At 64.8% G+C, this 24,869-nt stretch carries 22 protein-coding genes; 9 read left to right on the top strand and 13 right to left on the bottom strand.

Features of this window, described 5'->3' with window-relative positions:
- Both WKB88_RS17440 and zapE read left to right on the top strand, forming a co-directional pair.
- On the top strand, positions 1-440 hold a 440-nt coding region (locus tag WKB88_RS17440; RefSeq protein ID WP_341395829.1), incomplete at its 5' end, for a transposase.
- 144 nt (positions 441-584) lie between these two features.
- Complete coding sequence (gene zapE, locus WKB88_RS17435) at positions 585-1,883, top strand: cell division protein ZapE (RefSeq protein ID WP_341395828.1); 1,299 nt, start codon at positions 585-587, stop codon at positions 1,881-1,883.
- Positions 1,884-2,093: 210 nt separating this feature from the next.
- Here the strand turns inward: zapE and WKB88_RS17430 are convergent, their stop codons facing one another.
- From WKB88_RS17430 to WKB88_RS17420, 3 genes are all read right to left on the bottom strand, one after another.
- Positions 2,094-3,212, bottom strand: a complete 1,119-nt coding sequence (locus tag WKB88_RS17430) for a GNAT family N-acetyltransferase (protein WP_341395827.1) — start codon at positions 3,210-3,212, stop codon at positions 2,094-2,096.
- A 493-nt stretch (positions 3,213-3,705) separates the two neighbouring features.
- A complete protein-coding gene (locus WKB88_RS17425) occupies positions 3,706-4,164 on the bottom strand; it encodes a hypothetical protein (protein ID WP_341395826.1) in 459 nt (152 codons plus the stop codon).
- A gap of 442 nt (positions 4,165-4,606) precedes the next feature.
- A complete protein-coding gene (locus tag WKB88_RS17420; RefSeq protein ID WP_341395825.1) occupies positions 4,607-4,891 on the bottom strand; it encodes a hypothetical protein in 285 nt (94 codons plus the stop codon).
- A gap of 106 nt (positions 4,892-4,997) precedes the next feature.
- On the opposite strand from WKB88_RS17420, the gene WKB88_RS17415 reads away from it, so the two are divergent.
- Positions 4,998-5,228, top strand: coding sequence for a hypothetical protein (locus WKB88_RS17415; RefSeq protein WP_341395824.1), 231 nt, complete (start codon positions 4,998-5,000; stop codon positions 5,226-5,228).
- 141 nt (positions 5,229-5,369) lie between these two features.
- On the opposite strand, the gene WKB88_RS17410 is transcribed toward WKB88_RS17415, so the two are convergent.
- Positions 5,370-6,266: a heme o synthase gene (locus WKB88_RS17410; protein WP_341395834.1), complete on the bottom strand. Its 897-nt coding sequence runs from the start codon at positions 6,264-6,266 to the stop codon at positions 5,370-5,372.
- A gap of 497 nt (positions 6,267-6,763) precedes the next feature.
- Between WKB88_RS17410 and tkt the strand changes: the two genes are divergently transcribed.
- The 6 genes from tkt to pgl are packed head-to-tail and all read left to right on the top strand — an operon-like array spanning position 6,764 to position 15,024.
- The gene (gene tkt / locus WKB88_RS17405) at positions 6,764-8,953 is read left to right on the top strand and encodes a transketolase (protein WP_341395823.1); all 2,190 of its coding nucleotides are present in this window, start codon (positions 6,764-6,766) and stop codon (positions 8,951-8,953) included.
- 23 nt (positions 8,954-8,976) lie between these two features.
- The gene (gene tal / locus WKB88_RS17400; RefSeq protein ID WP_341395822.1) at positions 8,977-10,092 is read left to right on the top strand and encodes a transaldolase; all 1,116 of its coding nucleotides are present in this window, start codon (positions 8,977-8,979) and stop codon (positions 10,090-10,092) included.
- Positions 10,093-10,097: 5 nt separating this feature from the next.
- A complete protein-coding gene (locus tag WKB88_RS17395; protein ID WP_341395821.1) occupies positions 10,098-11,726 on the top strand; it encodes a glucose-6-phosphate isomerase in 1,629 nt (542 codons plus the stop codon).
- On the top strand, positions 11,727-13,271 hold the full coding sequence (gene zwf, locus WKB88_RS17390) for a glucose-6-phosphate dehydrogenase (RefSeq protein ID WP_341395820.1): 1,545 nt from the start codon (positions 11,727-11,729) through the stop codon (positions 13,269-13,271).
- Complete coding sequence (locus WKB88_RS17385) at positions 13,268-14,203, top strand: glucose-6-phosphate dehydrogenase assembly protein OpcA (RefSeq protein WP_341395819.1); 936 nt, start codon at positions 13,268-13,270, stop codon at positions 14,201-14,203. Before zwf ends, WKB88_RS17385 begins: the two co-directional genes overlap by 4 nt.
- On the top strand, positions 14,200-15,024 hold the full coding sequence (pgl, locus tag WKB88_RS17380; RefSeq protein ID WP_341395818.1) for a 6-phosphogluconolactonase: 825 nt from the start codon (positions 14,200-14,202) through the stop codon (positions 15,022-15,024). The genes WKB88_RS17385 and pgl overlap by 4 nt, the downstream gene beginning before the upstream one ends.
- Before the next feature lie 153 nt (positions 15,025-15,177).
- Here the strand turns inward: pgl and secG are convergent, their stop codons facing one another.
- The 9 genes from secG to uvrC all read right to left on the bottom strand — a co-directional run bounded on the left by secG (position 15,178) and on the right by uvrC (position 24,812).
- Entirely contained in the window at positions 15,178-15,429 is a 252-nt protein-coding gene (secG, locus tag WKB88_RS17375; protein ID WP_341395817.1) for a preprotein translocase subunit SecG, read from the bottom strand.
- 64 nt (positions 15,430-15,493) lie between these two features.
- Positions 15,494-16,309 carry a triose-phosphate isomerase gene (gene tpiA / locus WKB88_RS17370; protein WP_341395833.1) on the bottom strand — a complete coding sequence of 272 codons (816 nt, stop codon included), beginning with the start codon at positions 16,307-16,309 and terminating at the stop codon, positions 15,494-15,496.
- 113 nt (positions 16,310-16,422) lie between these two features.
- Positions 16,423-17,649 carry a phosphoglycerate kinase gene (locus WKB88_RS17365; RefSeq protein WP_341395816.1) on the bottom strand — a complete coding sequence of 409 codons (1,227 nt, stop codon included), beginning with the start codon at positions 17,647-17,649 and terminating at the stop codon, positions 16,423-16,425.
- Between the two features lie 88 nt (positions 17,650-17,737).
- Positions 17,738-18,742: a type I glyceraldehyde-3-phosphate dehydrogenase gene (gap, locus tag WKB88_RS17360; protein WP_341395815.1), complete on the bottom strand. Its 1,005-nt coding sequence runs from the start codon at positions 18,740-18,742 to the stop codon at positions 17,738-17,740.
- 243 nt (positions 18,743-18,985) lie between these two features.
- Complete coding sequence (locus WKB88_RS17355; protein WP_341395814.1) at positions 18,986-19,612, bottom strand: superoxide dismutase; 627 nt, start codon at positions 19,610-19,612, stop codon at positions 18,986-18,988.
- A gap of 119 nt (positions 19,613-19,731) precedes the next feature.
- Positions 19,732-20,712 carry a DNA-binding protein WhiA gene (gene whiA / locus WKB88_RS17350; RefSeq protein WP_341395813.1) on the bottom strand — a complete coding sequence of 327 codons (981 nt, stop codon included), beginning with the start codon at positions 20,710-20,712 and terminating at the stop codon, positions 19,732-19,734.
- Positions 20,713-20,722: 10 nt separating this feature from the next.
- Positions 20,723-21,751, bottom strand: a complete 1,029-nt coding sequence (locus WKB88_RS17345) for a gluconeogenesis factor YvcK family protein (RefSeq protein ID WP_341395812.1) — start codon at positions 21,749-21,751, stop codon at positions 20,723-20,725.
- Complete coding sequence (gene rapZ / locus WKB88_RS17340) at positions 21,752-22,651, bottom strand: RNase adapter RapZ (protein ID WP_341395811.1); 900 nt, start codon at positions 22,649-22,651, stop codon at positions 21,752-21,754. It lies immediately after the preceding gene.
- A gap of 145 nt (positions 22,652-22,796) precedes the next feature.
- Complete coding sequence (uvrC, locus tag WKB88_RS17335; protein WP_341395810.1) at positions 22,797-24,812, bottom strand: excinuclease ABC subunit UvrC; 2,016 nt, start codon at positions 24,810-24,812, stop codon at positions 22,797-22,799.
- Positions 24,813-24,869: the final 57 nt, after the last annotated feature.

The following is a 24,869-nucleotide window of genomic DNA, read 5'->3' as shown; positions in this document are numbered from 1 at the left end:
AAATCGCTTCCCAGGTCGAAGCACTCGTGGAGGCCCACCCTCTTTACGAGGTCCTGACCTCGATGCCCGGCATCGGCGTCAGGACCTGCGCACGAATCCTCACCGAAGTCACCGGCAAGCACTTCGCCTCCGCGGCCCATCTGGCCTCCTACGCCGGGATCGCACCGGTCACCCGCCGGTCTGGGACTTCCATCCGGGGTGAGCATCCGAGCCGGCGGGGCAATAAGAAACTCAAGCGCGCACTGTTCCTCTCGGCCTTTGCCGCGCTGCATCATCCACCATCGAGGGCGTACTACGACCGCAAACGCGCTGAAGGCAAACGCCATAACCAAGCGATTATTGCCCTGGCTCGGCGTCGTTCTGATGTCCTCTTCGCCATGCTCCGCGACGGAACTCTATACGCAGACCCGGCGCCCAGAAACCTGCCCTCAGCTGCTTGACGAAAACCATAGAGGCACCCCCCCCGGCTCTTTATCTGCCGGCCAAAGTGAACGGCCCGCTTTCCCGCCGGCCGCGTCGTTGATGAACAGGGCGCAATACAGGAGTGCTTAGGTGTGGCGCGGGCCGATCCGGACAGGAGGTCGATGGCATGGCGTCCTGCCGGACGCGGGGCGAGGAGCTGCGGCCGCACCCGGACGGGCGGGCCCAATGGTCTGATCCGGGCCTGTGTCCAGCTCCAGGCGCAGGCGGCGGAGGTCATTTTGTCCCCGAGCCCCGCAGCGGTGGCTGCATCTGTGTGCAGATCCCGGGACCAATCACCCCGGCCACGTTTCAGGTGGCTGAAGGGCATAATCAACCCTGTGGCGAGGAGCAAAAGCATAAGAACTGACTGGGCAGCAGCTATCGAGGAGTCTGCTGCCAGCGCTGGTTTTCGGTTAGACAATGCGCAAGTCCTCGTTCGGGACAGGCTTCTCGGACTCAGTGGGGATCTGCTCGCGTCCCGGTGGAGACGGGCCCAGCTCCGGGGTCTCTATGTGTGGGGTGATGCCGGCTGCGGTAAATCCTGGCTGCTCGACGCCTACTTCCGTGCGCTCCCAATCCAGTCGAAACGGCGAGTCCACTTCCACGGATTCTTTGATCAACTTCATCGCCGCATCCATGAACACCAAGGAGAAACCAGCGCCGTCGAGAGTGCTGCCCGTGAGCTCACCGACGGTGTGAAACTCCTGTACTTTGACGAGTTTCATGTCCATGACTCTGGAGACGCCGCGCTTTTAACACGGCTCCTGAGACAACTCTTCGCCACGAACGTCGTCCTCCTTGCAAGCTCTAACTACGCCCCCGCGTCCTTGCTGCCCAATCCGATCTGGCATCACCTGTTCGAACCAGGCATCGAATTGATCCAGACCAACATGGACATCATCAAGCTCCAGGGAACGGAAGACTATAGAGCCAGGCCGCAATCATCGGTCACTGGATTCAGGAGTGGGCGATGGATCAGCCCGGACCCCAGCGTTCAGCAGGACTGCCGCACCCCGCAGGACCCTCAAGCATCCGACACTGTTGAGTTGATAGTGGGCAGCAGGCGATTCCCTGTGGTCGCACATCGTGGCACCGAACTGTGGATCACCTTCGAGCAGTTATGCGGGGCACAGACTTCGTCCGTGGAGTATCTGCGCTGGGCGCAGCAGTTCAATCACTGGGTGCTATTGGATCTGCCCTCATTTGCCGACACTGACCCGGAGGCGCAACAGAGGCTTATCAACGTCATCGACGTTCTCTGCGACGCCGATGTGCGAACAACCATACGGTCCCCCCTTACTCTCGAGGAGTTCCGGGCCACTACGCAGAACCGACCCGACGCCTTCAGAATGATGAGCCGATTACAGCTACTACAAACACAGCACCAGTCTCAACCCTGGCCACCTGAAGAGGCTGTCTAATGGTCCTTCTTGAAATCGTACGGTAGCTAATTCGTAGGCGGAGCCGGTCCCCCAGTGACATGACGATTCACGATCAGACTGTAGAGGACGGCATTGTCCCCTGAGCGCCCGTAAGTGGGTGGCTCAACGTCCAACTTACCGACCGGCTTATGGGCACTTGGATCGCCTTGTGAGTGTGGGTGGTTTCTCAAAAAATCCCAGCGGCCGAACCTAGCCGTCGCTAAGAAGAATCCCAAGATAGTCTGCGGAACGTATGTGTCCTCTGACGTCGAGGTTCCAGGCGGGCCGTATAAACCTTTCCGAACTAAGGCGCAGGTACTGAACCTCTGTTACTTCCGCAGGTTTCCACGATTCCCTGAAAATCCCATTGGGCTCGTAACCCAGAGATTTTGACACACCTAGAGATGCGGAGTTCCAGACTGCTGCCTCGGAGACAGCGGTGGTCGCCTTCAACCAATAGAATGCGTAGAGGATGACTGCTGTTCGCATCTCCTTGCCGAGGCCTTGGCCCTGAGCATCTTGGCGGAGCCAGGAGCCCGTTGACACGGTCTTGAGCGTGCCAAACCCTTCGGCGCTCAAGTCCTGACACCCGACAAAGTCGTTGCCTCTCCAGACTCCGAAGTGGAGTGCCCACTTCTGCGGTGTCGATTCTGCACGTGCCCGCCAAATTCGTCGTGCAGTGTTTGCGGGAAGATCTTCAGGACGTGCCTCCGTCCACGGGTGGGAAAAAGGCATCTGCCCTGGGGGATGTATGCCAGCCTCCGCGGCTTCCACGGCAGCGGGCAAGTCTGCATCTTGGATCGGTCGCAGAACCAAACGTGGAGTGGAGAGAACTAATCCGAAGGGTGGCCACAAGGTGGCTGGGCTGGTCACCCCTAATCCTAACCAGACGTTGTGACGTTGATCAGGTTCGAAATCCGTCCTCCTAAGTGCACGGCCCGGTGAGGGATCGTTCACCGTGCGTTTTCTGTTCCCGGAGTGGTTTGGAGGGAAGCGGGATATGGGCCGGCCGTCGTGTTCGGTGCTGGTCGGAGCGTGCTCAGGGCGGGGGTGCCGAGGATGATAGTCGCCCCGATAAGTTGACCGGGGGTCAGGGGTTTGGCTGAGGAATGTCCATCCTGCGAGGGTGGCGACGAGTGGGCTGAGAAGACCCAGGATTGCCGTGGTTGATGCTGGTACAAGGTGTATCCCGCGGAACCAGAGGGTGCAGGCCGGGGCGGTACCGATGACACCGAGGTAGAGGTACCCCTGTCCCAGGGGCCCCTGCGGCCTGACTCCTAAGCAGGACCTTCTTCTGTGGGCGGCTCTGCCGATCTGAACAGAATTCATAGGTGTACTCGGAGATATCGCAGAAATCGAGCACAAATGCTAGGAGAGAAACTGATGCAGGGAAATAGTATTCCAAGACGGACCAACTATGAGCGTGGCCGGATATGGGCCTGGTCGCAGGCAGTTATCGGAGCCATAGTCTTCCTCGCAACCGTCTGTCTATATGTGGGTGAACGGTGGTCCGTGGTACGCAATGCTCATAGGGCTGGGCGTCATTGTGCCCGGAGCCTTTCAGATCTGGAGCAACAACCCTAAGCACCGGTCGCTCACTCGTTGTCGTACAGACTGTTATCGCGCCGCCCGGCATAAAGGGGGTGCCGGTGGTTGGGACCAAGACAGGTGGGCTCCACGGCGATGTGGCTCGTTTCCGCGGGCGGCGAAGCTAGCTTGAAAGTGTCCTACCTGTGTCGGTGTCAGTGCAGCAGTAACGGTCACAGGCCGGCGACGGATAGATGCGGCGCGGAAGAAGTCCTGCGGATTGTTGATCGTAAACTCACGGCTGATGATTAGAAAGGATCTCTTGCCGTACCGCAAACCAATCGCTCGGCCCCAAGCTGCCCGGATACGGTAAAGGTGTCATGGCAAGTCGTGACGACGGGATGACACCGACCTGCCATTGATCTTCATAAACAACCCGGCCGGGATCATGCGAAACCGTGCGCTCCCATGCAACGCCTTTCAACTTAAGAATCGACAGGAGCGGCTGCAGGCGATTCGTCATCCCTTCGGTGCCCTCCCGAAACCAGGTGACTGCACCTATGGAGTTCCCATCATCGTAGAACGGAGGATTGGGAAGGTTCTCCTGAAACCAGTCATCGATGAGGGCATAGAGAACTATCTCTTCTTGGCTCAGTCTCCCGGTTCGACGAAGATGATCAACCGCGACGAACACGCCGACGGGTACACCTGTCCGCCCCACGTAGCCTGCATGAAATCGTTGAAATGGCCCCATGCCTCATGGTGCCATGCCACTTGAAAGCAAGCGAAAAAGCAGCTGCATGAACCCGCTGTTCGGTCTATTCGCGACATCTCTTTGGTTGCCCGACACTTCAACTTTCGGCCAGCAGGGTAGGTGTCCACCGGTGCAGTTATGGCGCAGGTCGCCGCGCCTGATGCCCCCGACGAACAGGGACAGCACCCGATGGCTGCATTGAGGATGATCGACCCGGTTATCACCGATTCGCGGGAGATGATGGCATACCCACCTGACATAGCCTGACGGCGGTAATGAGCACCACCTCGATCAGCACCATCGGCAGGTGCGCCCAGCCGTCCCGCAAGTCGATCCTTTAGAGAAAGTCTTGGCCGTATGGGTCGAACGCCAACGGCACTACCTCCGCACGGGCCGGCTGCTACAGGCCAGGGAAAACCAGCTGAACTCAACGGTGCCGTATCTAATAGGTCGTTTCGGCCCAGGCTGGCCAGGATTCAGCATCTGCGTCCAAATCAATCCCCTGGAGACGGACAAGGCAGACATTGCCCGGAGACCGTGTAGTGACCCAAAGGCTGTACGACCGGCCGCCGGCCGTGGAACGTGTCCATTCGAGCACCTCGTAAAGGTCCGCGCCTGAAAGCTCCCACTCTTCTTTGGCTCCGTCTTCGGTCCAGAAGTACACCCGGTAGGAGGGAGCATCGATCTGCTGGGTTTGGTCCCGTGGGTCAATCAGCTCTGCTCGCATTCATCGACAGTACCGCCAGACAAAATATCGCGCGGTAGCGTGCCTGTAAGCCTGTGAATCCTCGGACGCTCTGGCGTCCGTTCCGGGGATCGGCCTGCGGGCACTGATGTATGCCCTGTGCCTCACCCATCAACACCCCACCGCAGCGAACACAGCGGCTGACGGAATCGCTCACGCCACCGCGGTCGCGGCCATCGTCCGCATCACCGGCGGCAACTTCCGTCTCGTCGACCGACTCCTCACCCAGATCGCACGCATTCAGGGCCTCAACAACCTCGAAACCCTCACACCCGAGCTCGTCGACGCAGCCCGAGAAGCCCTCCTCATCGGCCACTAAACTCCGGGAAAACCGTGCCGCTTATCGTTGCAACTCACAACGATAGATCCAGGCAAAGCCCCTGACCCTGGAAACACTGAAGGACCGGAGCTTCCTCCGGTCCTTCAGGGGTGCCGCTAGTCCTTCAAGAGCTGTTCGCCGCTAGAGCAGCGGGCCGCCCACGAACGGATCGATGGCCAGCGCCAGGAACAGCACCGTCAGGTAGCTGATTGAGCCGTGGAAGACCTTCATGGCGGTCTTGTCCGTGACGTTGCCGTGCTGCGCCCGGTTGTGCAGGCGGTGCGTCTCGGCAAGGAACCAGACTCCGCTCAGGACGGCGGCCAGGGTGTACACCCAGCCGGCGCCGCCCACGGGAACCAGCAGCAGCGAGCAGGCAACCGTCGCGTACGCATACAGGACAACCTGGACAGAGACGAGCTTGGCTCCGGCAACGGCTCCCAGCATCGGCACGGAAGCGTTGCGGTAGTCCTCGCCGTACTTCATGGACAGCGGCCAGTAGTGCGGCGGCGTCCAGAGGAAGATGATCATGAAGAGGATGAAGGCCGGCCATTCCACCCGGTTCGTGACGGCGGCCCAGGCGATGAGCACCGGCATGCAGCCGGCGGCGCCGCCCCAGACAATGTTCTGGGTGGTGCGGCGCTTGAGGATCAGCGTGTAGAAGACGACGTACAGCAGGATGGCACCCACGCCCAGCAGGCCGGTGAGCGGGTTGGCGCCGAACCAGAGCAGGGCGATGGAGACGATGCCCAGCACCCAGGCAAACACCAGTGCTTCGCGCGGAGACACCTCGCCGGTAACCAGCGGCCGGTTCTTGGTCCGCTTCATCAGCTTGTCCATGTCGCGGTCGATGTAGCAGTTGAAGGCGCCGGCGCTGCCGGCGGCGAGGGCACCGCCCACCATGGTTGCCACCACCAGCCACAGGCCGGGCAGTCCGCGCTCCGCAAAGATCATGGTCGGCAGCGTTGTCACCAGCAGCAGTTCGATGACGCGCGGCTTGGTGAGAGCCACATAAGCCCGGAGCTTACGGCCTGCCGTCATCTTGCCGGTAAACACCGGAAGGTCGGCGGGGGCTTGCTGCGTTGTCACGGGGCGATCACATCATCCAATCTGGGCCGGAAAAGTCCACCATCATCATAGCCTCTATCGGCTGTAGAAAACGAAGCCCTCAGCTGCCGTGCCCGCCCGGTGCATCCGGATAACCGGCCGGACGCCGGAATAACCTCGGCACGGCCATCGGCACGACACCCGGAATAACCTCGGCGCGCCGCGGCGGTCCCGGTCAGGGAAACGATACGCCCATTGGCCCCGCCTACGGGATAAGGTTGGAGCGGACCTTTCCCGCGGCGGGTAAATTGCCGCTGGGCAGCACCGGGCAGGATGGAAGATGCCGCATTCCGGTATGGATTCTCCGGCTTCGGCTGTTGTGGTGGTTAAGGAACCGGATGCACCGGAAAAGAGCCGGTGTGTTCGGGAGTCTCCGGCGTTCTACGCGCCGGTCATCTGTAGTAGAGAGGGGCCCGGTAAACGTGCCACATATGGAAGAGCAAGAACTGATCTGGACAGACCTGGACCGGAAAGCCGTGGACACTGCCCGCGTGCTGGCCGCCGACGCCGTCGAGAAGGTCGGCAACGGACACCCGGGAACCGCCATGAGCCTGGCACCTGCAGCGTACCTGCTGTTCCAGAAGCTGATGCGCCATGATCCGTCGGATCCTCAGTGGACCGGCAGGGACCGTTTTATCCTCTCCCCCGGACATACCTCGCTGACGCTCTACATCCAGCTCTTCCTTTCCGGCTACGGACTGGAGATCGGTGACCTCGAGGCACTGCGCACCTGGGGCTCCAAGACCCCCGGCCACCCCGAGTACCGCCACACCGCCGGCGTCGAAATCACCACCGGACCGCTGGGCCAGGGCCTTGCCTCCTCCGTTGGCTTCGCGTTCGCCCAGCGCCGCCTCCGCGGCCTGCTCGACGCCGACGCACCGCAGGGTGAGAGCCCGTTCGACCACACCACCTGGGTCATCGCGTCCGACGGCGACATGCAGGAGGGCGTCACGTCCGAAGCATCGTCGCTGGCCGGCCACCAGGAACTCGGCAACCTCGTCGTCATCTACGACGAGAACCACATCTCCATCGAGGACGACACCGACATCTCCTTCACCGAAGATGTCCTGAAACGCTACGAAGCCTACGGCTGGCACACCCAGCGCGTGGACTGGACCAAGACCGGCGAATACGTCGAAGACGTTGCCGAACTGTACAACGCACTGCTCGCCGCCAAGGCAGAGACGTCCAAGCCGTCCATCATCTCGCTGCGCACCATCATCGGATACCCGGCGCCGAACAAGCAGAACACCGGCAAGATCCACGGCTCCGCCCTGGGCAAGGACGAAGTCGCCGCGCTGAAGGAAGCACTGGGCTTCGACCCGGAGAAGTCCTTCGACGTCGACGCCGCTGTGCTGGAACACGCCCGCCAGGTTGTGGCCCGCGGGTCCGAGGCCCACCGCGAATGGGACGAGCGCTTCGAGGCCTGGAAGGCTTCGAACCCCGACGGCGCCGCCCTGCTGGAACGCATCAGCACCGGTACGCTGCCCGCCGGGTGGGAAAAGAACCTGCCCGAGTTCGACTCCGGCAAGGACATGTCCACCCGCGCCGCCTCCGGCAAGGTCCTCTCCGCCATCGGCCCGGTACTTCCCGAGCTGTGGGGCGGTTCCGCCGACCTGGCCGAGTCCAACAACACCACCATCGAGGGCTCCCCCTCCTTCATCCCCGAGTCCCGGCAGACCAGCGCCTGGTCCGGCGGCCCGTACGGCCGGGTGCTGCACTTCGGTATCCGCGAGCACGCTGCCGCTGCGATCGTCAACGGCATCACCATGCACAGCGGCACCCGCGCGTTCTCCGGCACGTTCCTGATCTTCAGCGATTACCAGCGGCCCGCCATCCGCCTCGGCGCGCTGATGGGTGTTCCGTCCATCTACGTCTGGACCCATGACTCCATTGGCCTGGGCGAAGACGGACCCACCCACCAGCCGGTGGAGCAGCTGGCTTCGCTGCGCGCCATTCCGGGACTGGACGTTGTCCGCCCCGGCGATGCGAACGAAGTGGCAGCCGCGTGGAAGGCAATCCTCGAGAACACCGAGAACCCGGCCGGAATTGTCCTGACCCGCCAGAACATCCCCACGTACGAGCGCGGCGACGGCGCAGCCACGGCTGAATCCTTCGCATCGGCCGACGGCGTCTCCCGCGGCGGCTACGTGCTGGCCGAAGCCGTCCGCGACGGCTCCGTGGTGACCCCCGACGTCATCCTCATCGGCACCGGCTCGGAAGTTCAGCTTGCCGTTGCGGCCCGCGAAGCCCTGGCCGCCGAGGGAATCGCCGCCCGCGTCGTCTCGATGCCCAGCGTCGAGTGGTTCAACAAGCAGGACGCGCAGTACCGCGAGGCCGTCCTGCCCAAGGACATCAAGGCCCGAGTTTCGGTTGAAGCCGGGATTGCCCAGGGCTGGCGCGAGATGGTCGGCGACGCCGGCCGCAGCGTCTCGCTGGAGCACTTCGGTGCCTCCGCCGATTACAAGACCCTGTACCGCGAATTCGGCATCACCGCCGAGGCCGTTGCCGAAGCAGCCCGGGATTCCCTGGCAGCAGCCAACGGTTCGGACACCCCGCCCGCCGGCACCACTGCCGCACCCTCGGGTGAACAGTCCACCGAAACCGGCGACCAGAAGTAATTCCAGCAACAAGGAGATAATTCATGACTTCCACCCCTACGGCGCAGCTTTCCGAAGCCGGCGTCTCCATCTGGCTGGACGATCTGTCCCGCGAACGCATCGTCTCCGGTTCCCTTAAGGACCTCATTGACAACAAGAACGTGGTTGGCGTGACCACCAACCCGAGCATTTTCGCCGCGGCCCTGGCCAACGGCGAGTCCTACGCGGCCCAGGTGCAGCAGCTCGCCCGCTCCGGCGCCGACGTCGACAAGGCCGTCTTCGAAATCACCACCGACGACGTCATCCAGGCCTGCGACGTCTTCGCTCCGGTTGCCGAAGCCACGAACGGCGTCGACGGCCGCGTTTCCATCGAGGTTGACCCCCGGCTCTCCCGCGACACCGAGGGCACCATCAAGGAAGCCCGCGAGCTGTTCGACAAGGTCGGCCGCTACAACGTGCTGATCAAGATTCCCGCCACCAAGGAGGGCCTGCCGGCCATCTCCGCCACTCTGGCGGCCGGGATCAGCGTCAACGTCACGCTGATCTTCTCGCTGGAGCGCTACCGCGAGGTCATCAACGCCTACATGGTGGGAATCGAGCAGGCGAAGGAAAACGGACACGACCTGTCCAAGATCCACTCCGTGGCGTCCTTCTTCGTCTCCCGCGTGGACAGCGAAATCGACAAGCGGCTCGAGGCCGTCGGAACCGACGAAGCCAAGGCACTCAAGGGCAAGGCCGGCCTGGCCAACGCCCGCCTGGCCTACCAGGTCTTCGAAGAGCAGTTCGCCACCGAACGCTGGCAGGTGCTGGCTGCCGCCGGCGCCAACGCGCAGCGCCCGCTGTGGGCTTCCACCGGCGTGAAGGATCCGGCGCTGCCGGACACCCTGTACGTCACGGAACTTGTCGCTCCGAACGTCGTGAACACCATGCCTGAGAAGACCCTGGACGCCACGGCCGACCACGGCGTCATCACCGGAGACACCGTCAGCGGCACCTACGCCGCCTCCGGTGAACTCCTGGACAAGCTGGAGGCCCTGGGCGTTTCCTACTCCGACGTCGTCGAGCAGCTGGAAACTGAAGGCCTGGACAAGTTTGTGGTCAGCTGGGGAGAACTCCTGGAGACCGTGAAGACCGCACTGGACAACGCAAAAGAGGCATAGAAAAAATGACCACACTGTCCTTCGAAGCAGCCGGAGCCGCGCTGGCCGCCGTCGAAAAGAACGTACCTTCACTCGTTCGGAACGACGTCGCCGCCCGCCTCCTTGCCCAGGATCCCACCCTGTGGGGTCCCGACGCCGAAGCGGAAGCTTCCATCCGCCTGGGATGGTTGAATCCTTCAGCGGCCTCCCGGCCGCTCGTTGGACAGATTCGCGGGCTCCGGGAAGAACTGGCCGCCGAGGGAGTGACCCGCGTGGTCCTCGCCGGCATGGGCGGTTCTTCCCTGGCCCCGGAGGTCATTACCCGCACCGCCGGCGTTGAGCTGACGGTGCTTGACTCCACCGACCCGGATGCCGTCCGGGCAGCTCTGGAGAACCGGCTGGAGGAGACCGTTATTGTGGTCTCCTCCAAGTCCGGCTCCACGGTGGAAACCGATTCCCAGCGCCGCACCTTTGAGCAGGCGTTCACAGATGCGGGAATCGACGCCAAGTCCCGCATTGTGGTTGTCACCGACCCCGGCTCCCCGCTGGACGGTGCCGCCCGCGAAGCAGGCTACCGCGCCGTCTTCAACGCTGATCCCAACGTCGGCGGACGCTATTCCGCGCTGACTGCCTTCGGACTCGTCCCCTCCGGCCTCGCCGGGGCCGACATCGAGGCGCTCCTGGACGATGCGGAAGATGCACTCGAAATCCTCAGCGACAACGATGCCGACAACATCGGGCTGCAGCTAGGTGCCGCGCTGGGCGGCACCGACCCGCTGCGCAACAAGGTGGTCATTGTCGATGAGGGCTCCGGTCTGGTCGGTTTCCCCGACTGGGCCGAACAGCTTATTGCCGAATCCACCGGCAAGCTCGGCACCGGTCTGCTGCCGGTCGCCGTCGAGCCCGGAGCACCGGAAATCTCTTCGGGCGCCCCTGACGTCCTGACGGTGCGCCTGGTCGCCGTTGACTCCGACGCCGCACCGGAGGGCGACCAGGCAGTTGTTGCCGGCTCCCTCGGCGGCTCCATGATGCTGTGGGAGGTGGCCACCGCCGTCGCGGGCCGGCTCCTGGGCATCAACCCCTTTGACCAGCCGGACGTTGAGGCCGCCAAGAAGGCAGCACGGGGCATGCTCGATGCGCGTCCGGAACCCACCGATCCCGCCTTCACGGACGGGTCCGTGGAGGTCCGCGGCCCGTCCGCGCTGCTGGGCAGTGCCGGAACGCTGGCCGAGGCGCTCAGTGCACTCACCGCGGAGCTTGGCGGCGACGGGTACCTGAGCATCCACGCCTACCTGGACCGGTTCGGACAGGCCGAGCTCGCCGGGATCCGTCCCGGGCTCGCCGCGGCCACCGGACGCCCGGTGACCTTCGGCTGGGGACCGCGCTTCCTGCACTCCACCGGCCAGTTCCACAAGGGCGGCCCGGCGCAGGGCGTCTATCTGCAGATCACCGGCGCGCCGCAGGAAGACCTTCCCGTCCCGGGACGGCCCTTCACCTTCGGTGAACTGATCAGTGCCCAGGCCGCCGGCGACGCACAGGTCCTCGCCGACCAGGGCCGCCCGGTCCTGCGCCTGCACCTGCTCAACCGCGAACAGGGCGTCCGCGAGATCGAAGAGGCAGTACGTTCACTCGGCGCCGAAGGCGGCAGCAACTAGATGGCGGCAGAGGACAAGCAGGGATCCGCCAACCCGCTGCGGGATCCCCGGGACCGGCGGCTCAGCCGCATCGCAGGACCGTCATCGCTGGTCATCTTCGGCGTCACCGGAGACCTGGCCCGGAAGAAGCTCATTCCGGCCGTGTACGACCTTGCCAACCGCGGCCTGCTGCCGCCAAGCTTTTCGCTGGTCGGCTTCGGCCGCCGGCCCTGGAGCAACGAGGACTTCGCTGCCCAGGTCCTGGAATCGGTGCAGGCGTTCGCCCGCACCGACTTCGACGAGAACGTCTGGAAGCAGCTCGCACAGGGCATCCGGTTTGTTGAGGGCGGCTTCGACAGCGACGAGGCCTTCGGCAAGCTCAAGGAGACGCTCGAGTCCCTGGACTCCGAACGCGGCACCCGCGGCAACCATGCCTTCTACCTGTCCGTTCCCCCGAAGTCCTTCGAGCAGGTCTGCCAGCAGCTCTCCCGGCACGGCCTCGCCCAAACGTCTGAAGGAAAATGGCGCCGGGTGGTCATCGAGAAGCCCTTCGGCCACGACCTGCAGTCCGCCCGGGAACTCAACAACGTGGTGGAGTCCGTGTTCCCGGCCGATTCAGTGTTTCGGATTGACCATTACCTCGGCAAGGAAACGGTCCAGAACATTCTGGCCCTGCGCTTTGCCAACCAGATGTTCGAACCGATCTGGAACGCGAACTTCGTGGACCACGTCCAGATCACCATGGCCGAGGACATCGGCATCGGCGGGCGCGCCGGCTACTACGACGGCGTGGGCGCGGCCCGCGACGTCATCCAGAACCATCTCCTGCAGCTGCTGGCGCTGACGGCCATGGAGGAGCCCATTTCCTTCGACGCCGACCACCTGCGCGCCGAAAAGGAAAAGGTCCTCGCCGCTGTCCGGCTGCCCCGGGACCTCTCCAAGCACTCGGCGCGCGGCCAGTACACCGGCGGCTGGCAGGGCGGGGAAAAGGTGACCGGTTTCTTGGAGGAAGAAGGCTTCAACCCCGATTCCACCACGGAAACCTTCGCCGCCGTCCGCCTGGACATCAACACGCGCCGCTGGGCCGGAGTTCCCTTCTACCTCCGGGCCGGCAAGCGGCTGGGCCGCCGGGTCACGGAAATTGCGGTGGTGTTCAAGCGCGCCCCGAACCTGCTCTTCCGGGACCACAATGACCACGACTTCGGCCAGAACGCCGTGGTCATCAGGGTCCAGCCGGACGAAGGCGCCACCATCCGCTTCGGGTCCAAGGTCCCGGGAACCCAGATGGAGGTCCGCGACGTCTCCATGGACTTCGGCTACGGCCACTCCTTCACGGAGTCCAGTCCGGAAGCGTACGAACGCCTGATCCTCGATGTGCTGCTGGGCGAGCCGCCGCTGTTCCCCCGCCACCAGGAAGTGGAGCTGTCCTGGAAGATCGTCGATCCGTTCGAAGAGTACTGGGCGTCCCTGGGCACCCAGCCGGAACCGTACGCCCCGGGCAGCTGGGGTCCGGAGTCCGCCGATGAACTGCTCGCCCAAGACGGAAGGACCTGGAGAAGGCCGTGATTGTAGAACTGCCGGACACAACAACGTCCAAGGTATCCAAGGAAATTGTCGCCATGCGGGAAAAGGGCGGGGTGGTGACCCTGGGCCGTGTACTGACCCTGGTCGTCGATACGCAGCCCGATTTTGTGGAAGAGGCCATTGCCGCCGCCAACGAAGCCAGCAGGGAACACCCCTGCCGCATCATCGTGCTCGCCGAAGGCTCCCGGGAGGACGAAACACGGCTCGACGCCGAGATCCGCGTAGGCGGTGACGCCGGCGCCTCCGAGGTGATCGTCCTGTCCGGACACGGTGAGCTCGCCGGCGAAAGCGTCTCGCTGGTCTCGGCCCTGCTTCTGCCGGACGCACCGATTGTGGTCTGGTGGCCGCACGGTGTTCCGGAGAACCCTTCGCAGACTCCGCTGGGCTGCATTGCCCACCGCCGGATTACCGACGCCGCCACCGGCGCCGATCCCAAAAAGACGCTGCTTGCCCTGGCCGAGGACTACGCCGACGGCGACACCGACCTGAGCTGGACCCGGCTGACCAACTGGAGGATCCAGCTGGCGGCGGTGCTGGACGGCGCAGGCGCGGAACCCGTCGACTCCGTCACGGTGGCCGGAGCTTCCGACTCGGCCAGCACGTTCCTGCTGGCCGCCTGGTTGAAGCATGCCCTGCAGGTGCCCGTGAAGATCATCGAAGGGGAGCCCGGAACCGGCATCCACCAGGTGGTTTTCGAACGTGCTGCCGGTAACGTGGAACTGCTGCGTCCGGACCAGATCACCGCACACCTGACCCAGCCCGGACAGCCGGAGCAGCAGATCTCGCTGCCGCGCCGGAATCTGCGCGACTGCCTGGCCGAGGAACTCCGCCGGCTGGATCCGGACGAGGTGTACGGAGAAGTACTGACCCAGGGCCTCGCAGCCTGTCTGTCCCGGGAAGGGGCCAACGCATGAGTTATTCACCCAATGGAGTCAGCATCCACCCGAGCGTGGAGGCCCTGACGACGGCGACCGCCGCACGGCTGATCACCAAGCTGGTGGACGTTCAGAGCCGCCGGGGCGTTGCCACCGTGGTGCTGACCGGGGGAACCGTGGGAATAGCCGTGCTCGACGCCGTCGCCACGGCACCGGCACGCGTCGCGGTGGATTGGTCGAAGGTGAATTTCTGGTGGGGCGACGAGCGGTTCCTGGCCGCCGGCTCCCCCGACCGCAACGCGGTGCAGGCCCGGCAGGCCCTCTTGTCCCGGCTTCCGGTGGATCCCGCGCGGGTGCACCCCGTGCCGTCGTCGGATGATGCCGCCTCCGTGGAGGAAGCTGCTGCCGGCTACGCCCTCGCCCTGGCCACAGCCGCGGCCGAAGAGAAACTGCCGCCGGGTTTCGAGTCCCGCGACTCCCGGCTCCCCCGCTTTGATCTTCTGCTCCTGGGGGTAGGCCCGGACGCCCACATCGCCTCCCTGTTCCCGGAGATGGCGGGCATCCGCACCACGGGCAAGACAGTAGTCTCCGTCCTTAACGCGCCCAAGCCTCCGCCGGAGCGGGTGTCCCTGACCCTTGAAGCGATCAATACCGCCGAGGAGGTCTGGCTGACCGTGGCCGGTGAAGACAAAGCAGGCGCCGTGGGCCTGGCCCTGGCCGGAGCCGGCCCGGTTCAAGTCCCCGCGGCCGGTGCGCACGGGCGGACCAAGACACGCTGGCTGGTTGACCAGGCGGCGGCCTCCCAGCTGCCGGAACGCCTTCTGGACCCGGAGGGAACCGGAGCCGGCGCCGAGGACTAACCCTTCCCGTGCCGGCACGCCCGCCGCATCCGGCGGACACGCGAAAGCCCCGGAGATCCTTGCGGATCTCCGGGGCTTTGCCGTGAGCTGTGCGCGGTTCCTGCTGCCGCGTCCGGGTTTACTGCGCCGAAGGCCGGGCCTCTGCTGCCGTGGCTAGGCTTCGCCGGAGAAACGCTGGATCAGGCCCAGGGCAATAATCACGGCGCCCCAGGAGATTCCGAGCATCACGGTGAAGCGGTTCAGGTTCTTTTCGGCAACCCCGGAGGAACCCATGCTGCTGGTCATCCCGCCGCCGAACATGTCCGACATGCCGCCGCCGCGTCCCTTATGGAGCAGGATGAGCAGCGTCAGCAACAGGCTGGTGATGGCAAGAAGAACCAGCAGGATAATCTTCAGAATTTCCACTTACGGCCTTTCGGGGGTGACTCATGGATTGGAGACGTGCACTGCGGTGCAGGTCAGCTGCAAATCAGTCGGTCACCAGGTGTTGTTCGAACCTGACAATATTAGCAAACTCGGCCACATCCAAACTGGCACCGCCCACCAGCACGCCGTCGACGTCGCGCTGCTTCAGAATGCTCGCAGCATTCGCTGCCTTCACCGATCCTCCGTAGAGCAGCCGGGTCTTGGCAGCCACGGCGTCGTCGTACAGATCCGCAATCTCGCTGCGGATCGCTGCGCACATTTCCTGGGCATCTTCGGGGCCGGCAACCTCACCGGTGCCAATGGCCCAAATCGGCTCGTAAGCGATAACGAGGGAGGAGACCTGCTCGGCGTCGAGGCCGTCGAGGTCCCGGCGGACCTGCTCCAGGGTGTGCTCCACGTGCTTGCCGGAGGAGCGGACCTCCAGGCCCTCGCCCACGCAAAGCACCGGCACCAGGCCGTTGCGGTAAGCGGCCTTGAGCTTCTCGTTCAGCAGTTCATCGGTTTCGCCGTGCACGGTGCGGCGTTCGCTGTGGCCGACCAGGACATACTTGCAGCCAAGCTTGGACAGGAAAGCGCCGGAGATGTCGCCCGTGTAGGCGCCGGAGTCCTTCGGGGACAGATCCTGTGCGCCGTATTCCAGGTCAAGCTTGTCTCCGCGAACCAGGGTCTGCACGCTGCGCAGGTCCGTAAACGGCGGGAAGACGGCAACCTCCACGCGGTTGTAGTCATGCTGGGCGTCCTTGAGGGTCCAGGCCAGCTTCTGCAGAAGGGTGATGCCCTGGACGTGGTCCATGTTCATCTTCCAGTTGCCCGCGATCAGCGGTGTCCGGTCAAACTTGCCGTTGGTCGAGGTGGTCATCATCGCTCCGGTTTCTTAGGGATTATAGGGATGGTTACGGGTGTCCGGGCGGGGAAGAGCGGACATGGAAGTGCGGGCCCGCCGCCTTCCGGCAGCAGGCCCGCACCCCGGTGCTACTGGTCCAGGACGGTCAGTCCCGGGAGTTTCTTGCCTTCGAGGTATTCCAGGGAAGCGCCGCCGCCGGTGGAGATATGCCCGAAGTCACTGTCACTGAACCCGAGCTTCCGGACGGCAGCGGCGGAATCGCCGCCGCCAACCACGGAGAACCCGCTCGAGTCCTTCAGCGCCTGCGCAATGGTGCGGGTTCCGTTGGCGAAGGCATCAAACTCGAACACGCCCATGGGGCCGTTCCAGAAAATGGTCTTCCCCGCGCGGATCTTCTCGGCGAAGGCGGCAGCGGAATCCGGTCCGATGTCCAGGCCGATGCCCGAGGCGCCGAAGCGGCTGCTCTCCATGGCGTCCGCGGGAACCACGTCCACGTCGGCATCGGCGGAGAACGCGTCGGCAACCACGATGTCGGTGGGCAGCACGAACTCGCAGCCAACCTCCTTCGCCCGGCTAAGGTAGCCCTTGACGTTCTCGATCTGGTCCGCCTCCAGCAGGGAAGCGCCCACGTTATATCCCTGCGCGGCAAGGAAGGTGAACACCATGCCGCCGCCCACCAGCAGGTAGTCGGCACGGTCCATGAGGTTCTCGATGACGGCCAGCTTGTCGGAAACCTTTGAACCGCCCAGCACCACCACATACGGCTGCTCGGGGTTTTCCGTCAGCCGCTTCAGTACCTCCACCTCGGTGTGCACCAGGTCGCCCTGGTACGCCGGCAGCACCTCGGCGATGTCGTACACGCTGGCGTGCCTGCGGTGGACGGCACCGAACGCATCGTCCACGTACGCGCCGTTCTCCCCGGTCAGTCCGGCAAGTTCGCGTGCAAGGGCCAGGCGCTCGTCGTCGTTCTTGGACGTCTCCCGCGGATCAAAGCGAATGTTCTGCAGCACCAGGACAGAGCCGGAGGCCAGCGACGATGCCAGTTCGTGTGCACTTTCCCCCACCACGTCGGAGGCGAACTCGACCGCAAACGGCGCGAGCTCGTCCAGCCGGTCCGCAGCGGGCTGCAGGGAGTACTTGTCATCGGGGGTGCCCTTGGGCCGCCCCAGGTGCGCCATGACGATCACCTTGGCGCCGTGCTCCACCAGTTTTCCGATGGTGGGGATCGACGCGCGGATGCGTCCGTCGTCGGCCACCTGGCCGTTGTCCAGCGGCACATTCAGGTCCGACCGGACCAGCACATACCGACCGTCAACGCCGTCGCTGATGAGTTCCTCGAGAGTCTTGACTGTCATGTCTTACCTTTGCGTCCCTTTCGGGCATTGGGGGCTTGGTGTTTGGGGCTTGGAGCCCGGGGTGGATGGTGTGCCGGATTCCCGGCTGCTACAGGCTGGAGCCAACCAGTGTGGTCAGGTCCACCAGGCGGCAGGAGTAGCCCCATTCGTTGTCGTACCAGCCCACTACCTTCACCTCGGTGCCCATGGCCCGGGTCAGGCCCGAGTCGAAGATGCACGACGCCGGATCGGTGACGATATCGGAGGAGACAAGCGGCTCATCCGTGTAGCGCAGGATTCCGTTCAGCGGTCCGTCCGATGCGGCCTTGTAGGCGTCGTTGATTTCCTCGACCGTTGCTTCCCGGCTGAGTGTGACGGTGAGGTCCGTGATCGATCCTGTGGGCACGGGCACGCGCAGGGCGAAACCGTCCAGCTTGCCGTCCAGTTCAGGAAGGACCAGGCCGATGGCTTTGGCGGCACCGGTGGAGGTGGGCACAATGTTCAGGGCTGCGGCACGGGCCCGGCGGAGGTCCCGGTGCGGGCCGTCCTGCAGGTTCTGGTCGGCGGTGTAGGCGTGGACGGTGGTCATCAGGCCGCGCTCGATGCCGAACGCCTCATGGATAACCTTGGCCAGCGGACCCAGGCAGTTGGTGGTGCAGGATGCGTTGGAGACAATGTTGTCGGTCTCCGGGTTGTACTCGCCGTCGTTGACGCCCATGACGATGGTGCGGTCGGCGCCCTTGCCCGGAGCCGAGATGAGGACTTTCTTTGCGCCGGCGTCGAGGTGCTTCTTGGCGTCTTCGGCTTTCGTGAAGAACCCGGTGGACTCAATGACGACGTCTACGCCGAGGTCCTTCCAGGGCAGGTTGGCGGGATCCCGTTCGGCGAGGACCTTGATGGTCTTCCCGCCGACAATCAGGTCGCCGCCGCGTACTTCCACGTCAGCGCCGATGCGGCCGGTCACGGAATCGTACTTCAGGAGGTGGGCAAGGGTTTCAGGGCTGGTGAGGTCGTTGACGGCCACAATGTCGAGGTCGGCGTTCTGCTCCAGTGCTGCGCGGAAGTAGTTTCGTCCGATGCGTCCAAAGCCGTTGATTCCAACACGAGTAGTCACTTTTCTGTCTCCTTGATTGCGGGTGTACCGAAAACGTGACCTTGTGTGAGATCAGGCCACTGGTCTGACAGGGTTTGGTGCGGGCCGGGATGCCTCCCGGCGGGGCCGGCCAACAACAGGGCCGGCAGCCCGCCGGGAGGCCCCGCCGTGCCGTGAGGCGCGGCGGGGACCCTCGCAATCATCTTACGCGTCGGGCCTGTCCCGGGTACCGGTAGGGGCCCGTTTTGGGGCCCGCAGGCCTGATTAGGCCGGGAGCACCAGGGTGTGGGCGCCGGTGCGGGCGGACTCGAAGCGCGTGGCCACATCGGCCCAGTTGACGATGTTCCAGAAAGCCTTGACGTAGTCGGCCTTCACGTTGACGTAGTCCAGGTAGAAGGCGTGCTCCCACATGTCCAGCATCAGCAGCGGAATGGTGCCCACGGGGACGTTGCCCTGCTGGTCGTACAGCTGCTCGATGACCAGGTTCTGGCCCAGCGGCTCGTAGGCCAGCAGCGCCCAGCCCGAACCCTGCAGCGAGGTGGCTGCAGCAGTGAACTGGCCGCGGAACGCATCGAAGGATCCGAAGAAGTCATCGATGGCTGCAGCGAGCTCGCCTACGGGCTTGTCGCCGCCTTCGGGAGACAGGTTGTTCCAGAAGATGCTGTGGTTGACGTGTCCGCCCAGGTGGAACGCCAGGTCCTTGGACAGCTTCGGGATGGTTGCGAAGTCACCCTTTTCGCGGGCTTCGGCCATCTGTGCCAGCGCGGTGTTGGCTCCGGCAACGTACGTTGCGTGGTGCTTGTCGTGGTGCAGCTCCATGATGCGGGCTGAAATGTTCGGCTCCAGTGCCGCGTAGTCGTACGGCAGTTCCGGCAGAGTGTATTCGTTCACAAAATCCTCCTGTAAGAGTCGGAAAATAGGTCGGATCGGTGATCCGGGCGGTGTTTCCATCCGGAAACACCGGTGCTGCCGAAAACGGCAGCATGCTTAGTCCATCCTATGCTTCCACGCTACTCGTCAAGCATCTCAGGAGTCACATTGGCCTCAGTGCCGGGGATGCCCAGCTCGGCCGCGCGCTTGTCGGCCATGGCCAGGAGGCGGCGGATGCGGCCGGCGATGGCGTCCTTGGTCATGGGCGGTTCGGCAAGGTGGCCGAGCTCGTCAAGGCTGGCCTGCTTGTGCGCCACGCGCAGCTCGCCGGCGTAGCGCAGGTGTTCGGGCACGTCGTCGCCGAGGATGTCCAGCGCCCTGTCCACCCGGGCGCCGGCTGCCACCGCGGCCTGGGCCGAGCGGCGAAGATTGGCGTCGTCAAAGTTGGCCAGCCGGTTGGCGGTGGCGCGGACTTCCTTGCGCATGCGCCGTTCCTCCCAGACCATCAGTGCGTCATGGGCGCCCATGCGCGTCAGCAGGGCGGCGATGGTGTCGCCGTCGCGGATCACCACCCGGTCGATGCCGCGGACTTCGCGGGCCTTGGCGGCAATGCCGATCCGGCGGGCCGCACCCACCAGGGCCAGGGCTGCTTCGGGCCCGGGGCAGGTCACTTCCAGCGAGGAGGACCGGCCCGGCTCGGTCAGTGAGCCGTGGGCCAGGAAGGCACCGCGCCAGACGGCCTCGGCGTCGGCGGCGGAGCCGTTGACCACCACGGAGGGCAGTCCGCGGACCGGCCGCCCGCGGGCATCCAGCAGCCCGGTCTGGCGGGCCAGGGATTCGCCGTCCTTGACGACGCGCACCACGTACCGGTTGCCTCGCCGCAGGCCTCCGCCGGACACCACAACGATGTCCGAGGCGTGGCCGTACACTTCGGCGATTGCGGCGCGCAACCGCCTCGCCGTGGACGCCAGGTCCACTTCAGCTTCAATCACAATGCGGCCGGAAATGATGTGCAGTCCTCCGGCAAATCGCAGCAAGGCCGATACTTCCGCTTTGCGGACGGAGGACTTTTTCACATCAAGCCGTGAAAGTTCCTCTTTTACTGCTGCGGTCAACGCCACAAATACACTCCTAGTTCTCCCCAAACATATCGTGATAGGCGGTGGCCAGGCGCAGCGGATCATGGATCGGCCGCCCGGTCGCTGCCCCCACCTTACCGAAGACGGGCCGCCCGCCCATCGCGGCCACCGCGGCGCTGAAAGCGTCCCGGTCTTCGATGACGGCCGGATCCGCAAGCACGGCATCCACCCGAAGCCCGGGTGCGTACCGCCTCACCTCGGCCAGATGGTCCAGTGCCGACATTCCGGTAGTTTCCTTGGTTTCATTACTCAGGTTCATCGTCAGGCATCGCTTGGCCTTGGTCCGGCAGAGGGCGGAACGCAGCTCCGGCAGCATCAGGTGCGGCAATACGGACGTGTACCAGGACCCGGGGCCGAGGATGACCCAGTCGGCCCGCTCAATTGCCGTGACGGCTTCCGGGCAGGCCGGGGCATCAGCGGGCGTCAACCGGACTTCGGCAACCTTGCCCCGCGCTCCGGCCGTCGCCAGCCGGGCCTGGCCGGTGACCAGTTCCAGGTGCTCACCGGCGGGCGTCTGCCGCAGCAGGTCGCCCTCGATGGTCAGCGGCTGGGTGGACATGGGCAGGACCTGGCCGCGGGCACCGAGCAGCGCTCCGGCCCACTGCAGCCCCGCAACGGGGTCGCCCAGCAGCTCCCAGAGGGTGACGATCAGCAGGTTGCCCAGGGCATGGTTGTCCAGCGAACCCCGGACTCCGGGACGGGACTGGAAACGGTGCTGCATGACATCGCGCCACGTCCGCCCCCAATCGGTGTCATCGCACAGGGCCGCCAGCGCCATGCGCAGGTCACCGGGCGGAAGCACATCCAGCTCGTGGCGCAGGCGTCCGGAGGAACCGCCGTCGTCGGCGACCGTGACAACCGCGGTCAGGTCCGTGGTCAGCAGCCGGAGGGCGGAGAGCGAGGCGGACAGTCCGTGCCCGCCGCCCAGTGCCACCACGGCCGGCGAGCCGTCGCTGCCCCCGGATTCGCGGGCCGTTCCGGTCTGCGGAATCATCGGGAGCGGGCCGGTCAAAAACGCCATCTATTCGCGTCCAAGGTCGCGGTGGTGCGCGCTGACCGTCACATGCGGCAGCTGCGCCAGGCGCTTGGCCAGTTCCTCGGTGACCGCCACCGAGCGGTGCTTGCCGCCGGTGCAGCCGACGGCGATGGTGGCGTAATGCTTGTTCTCGCGCCGGTACCCGTCAATCACCGGCTCCAGTGCATCAACGTACCGGTCCAGGAAATCCCGGGTGCCGTGGGCATCAAGGACGTATTCCCGCACGTCCTCGTCCAGGCCGGTGTGCGGGCGCAGCTGCGGGACCCAGTGCGGGTTGGGGATGAAGCGGACATCGGCGACATAGTTGGCGTCCACCGGCAGCCCGTATTTGAAGCCGAAGCTCATGACGTTCAGCCGGAGCACGATGGGCCCGGACTCGGTGAAGAGCTCGGTAATGGTGGTGGCCAGGGCATGCACGTTCAGCTTGGAGGTATCCACGACGACGTCGGAGGACTCGCGCAGCTCCTTCAGGACATCCCGCTCGGCCGCGATGCCGTCCAGGATGCTGCCGTCTTCCTGCAGCGGGTGCGGACGCCGGCCCTGTTCGAAGCGGCGCACCAGGGTTTCGTCCTCGGCGTCCAGGAAGAGCAGGCGGTAGGAAACCCCGGCAGCCCGGAGTCCGCTGAGCGCCTCCCGGATGTCTTGGAAGAGCTCCTTGCTGCGGACGTCGATGACCACCGCCAGTTTGGGAATGGAATGCGGCATCCGGGACACCAGCTCGGTCAGGGTTCCGAGCATCAGCGGCGGCAGGTTCTCCACCACGTACCAGCCGTGGTCCTCGAGGGCATTGGCGGCCGTGCTGCGTCCGGCGCCGGACATGCCGGTGACCACCAGCAGCTCAGACTCGGCGGGCTTGACCGGGGTCAGCGCGTCCTGTTCCTTCATGTCCGTCGTCCCATCCTTGAGATCTTGTCCGGCGCAGGGCACTGCGTCCCGCACTGGTTTGTTCTGCCGTGGTTCCTGCGCAGCGGTGACGGGCCGGCTCCGCACGTCAACTGCTGCAGGGAAAGAAGCCGATTACCCAGCCTAGCTAAGTTTCCACGATTTCGCCGGTGGTCATGTTTACGGCCGGAGCGGATGCCTGCCCGCCCTTTGCGGCGAGCTGGGCGTGGACAGAGGCAGCCAGGGCCGGGCCGATGCCCGGGACGCGCTGCAGTTCCTCGACCGACGCCTTCCGCAGCTTCTTGACGGATCCGAATTCCTTGAGCAGGGCGGCCCGCTTGGCGGGACCGAGGCCGGAAATTTCGTCCAGCAGGGAGGCGGTCATGGACTTCGCCCGCTTCTGGCGGTGGAAGGTGATGGCGAAGCGGTGTGCCTCGTCGCGAATTCGCTGGAGCAGGAACAGTGCTTCGGAGGCGCGCGGCAGGATCACCGGGAAATCACTGTCCGGAACCCATACTTCCTCCAGGCGCTTGGCCAGGCCGACAACGTAGATGTCGGTGATGCCCAGGTCCGCCAGGGCGCGGGAGGCCGCGGCGACCTGGGGCTGGCCGCCGTCGACCACCACCAGGTTGGGCGGATAGGCGAACTTGGTCCGCGGAGCCGCGGTCAGCGTGTCCGTCAGCGGCTGGACGTCGGTGCCGGTGCGTTCGGCCGGCAGCTGCCCCGCAGCGGGATCAGCCGGCGGGTCGGCAGCCGGGTCGGCATTCTCGGCGAGGTAGTTGCGGAAGCGCCGGGAGATCACGTCGTACATGGCCGAGGTGTCGTCGCGGGCGGCGTCGCCGGTGATGGAGAACTTGCGGTAGTCCGATTTTTTCGGCAGGCCGTCCTCCGCCACCACCATGGAGGCCACCACGTTGGTGCCGGAGACGTGCGAGATGTCGTAGCACTCGATCCGCAGCAGTGCCACGGGCAGGTCCAGGGCTTCCTGCAGCTCCTGGAGGGCCGCGGAGCGGGTGGTGATGTCCCCGGCCCGGCGGCTCTTGTGCAGCCGCAGGGCGTCGGAGGCATTGCGTGCCACGGTCTCCATCAGCGCCTTCTTGTCCCCGCGCTGCGGAACCCGGATGTCCACGCGGGCGCCGCGCAGCCCGGAGAGCCACTGTCCCAGCTCATCCGCGTTGGACGGCAGCACCGGAACCAGCACCTGGCGGGGAATGCGGTCGGTCGAGGCAGCCTCGCCGTAAACCTGCTGGATGAGGTGTTCCACCAGGTCCGCGGTGTCCGTGTCTTCGACCTTTTCCACCACCCAGCCGCGCTGCCCGCGGATCCGGCCGGCGCGGACATGGAACACCTGGGCCGAGGCTTCGAGTTCGTCTTCCTCGAGGGCAAAGATGTCAGCATCGGTGTCTTCGCTGAGCACCACGTTGTTGCGTTCAAAAACCTTGCGCAGGGCCGCGATGTCGTCGCGCAGCCGGGCTGCGGTTTCGTAGTCCAGCTCGGCCACGGCAGCCTGCATTTCCTTTTCCAGGGTACCGATGAAGCGCTTGCCTTCCCCGGACATGAAGTCGCAGAGTTCGGCGGCCAGCTTGCGGTGGTCTTCCGGGCTGATCCGGCCCACGCACGGAGCGGAGCATTTGTCGATGTAGCCCAGCAGGCAGGGCCGGCCGGTGCGTTCGGCGCGCTTGAAGACCCCGGAGCTGCAGGTGCGGACCGGGAAGACGCGCAGCAGGGTGTCCAGGGTTTCGCGGATGGCCTTGGCGGGGTAGAACGGGCCGAAGTAGCGGGTGTCCTTGCGCCGGTCGCCGCGCATCACCTGGGCCCGGGGGTACTTCTCCCCCATGGTCACCGCCAGGTAGGGGTAGGACTTGTCGTCCCGGAACATGATGTTGAACCGGGGATTGAACTCCTTGATCCAGGTGTACTCCAGCTGCAGTGCTTCCAGCTCGGTGCCGACCACTGTCCATTCCACGCTGGCGGCGGTGTGCACCATGGCGCGGGTCTTGGGCAGCAGGCCCCGGGGGTTGGCGAAGTAGGAGTTCAGGCGGGAACGGAGGTTCTTGGCCTTGCCGACGTAGATGACCCGGCCGTGCTCGTCTCGGAAACGGTAAACGCCGGGAGCGGTGGGGATCTCCCCCGTCTTCGGCCGGTATGTTGCTGGATCTGCCACTGTTCCATCCTACGGTCGCCGCCGGACGCCTCTGCGCAGGCCGGCGCCGCTTTCGCG

The sequence above is a fragment of the Arthrobacter sp. G119Y2 genome (assembly GCF_038069765.1).
GTDB lineage: Bacteria > Actinomycetota > Actinomycetes > Actinomycetales > Micrococcaceae > Arthrobacter_B.
The sequence above is the reverse complement of the archived record's forward strand: the minus strand, read 5'-3'. Positions and strand labels throughout refer to the sequence as shown.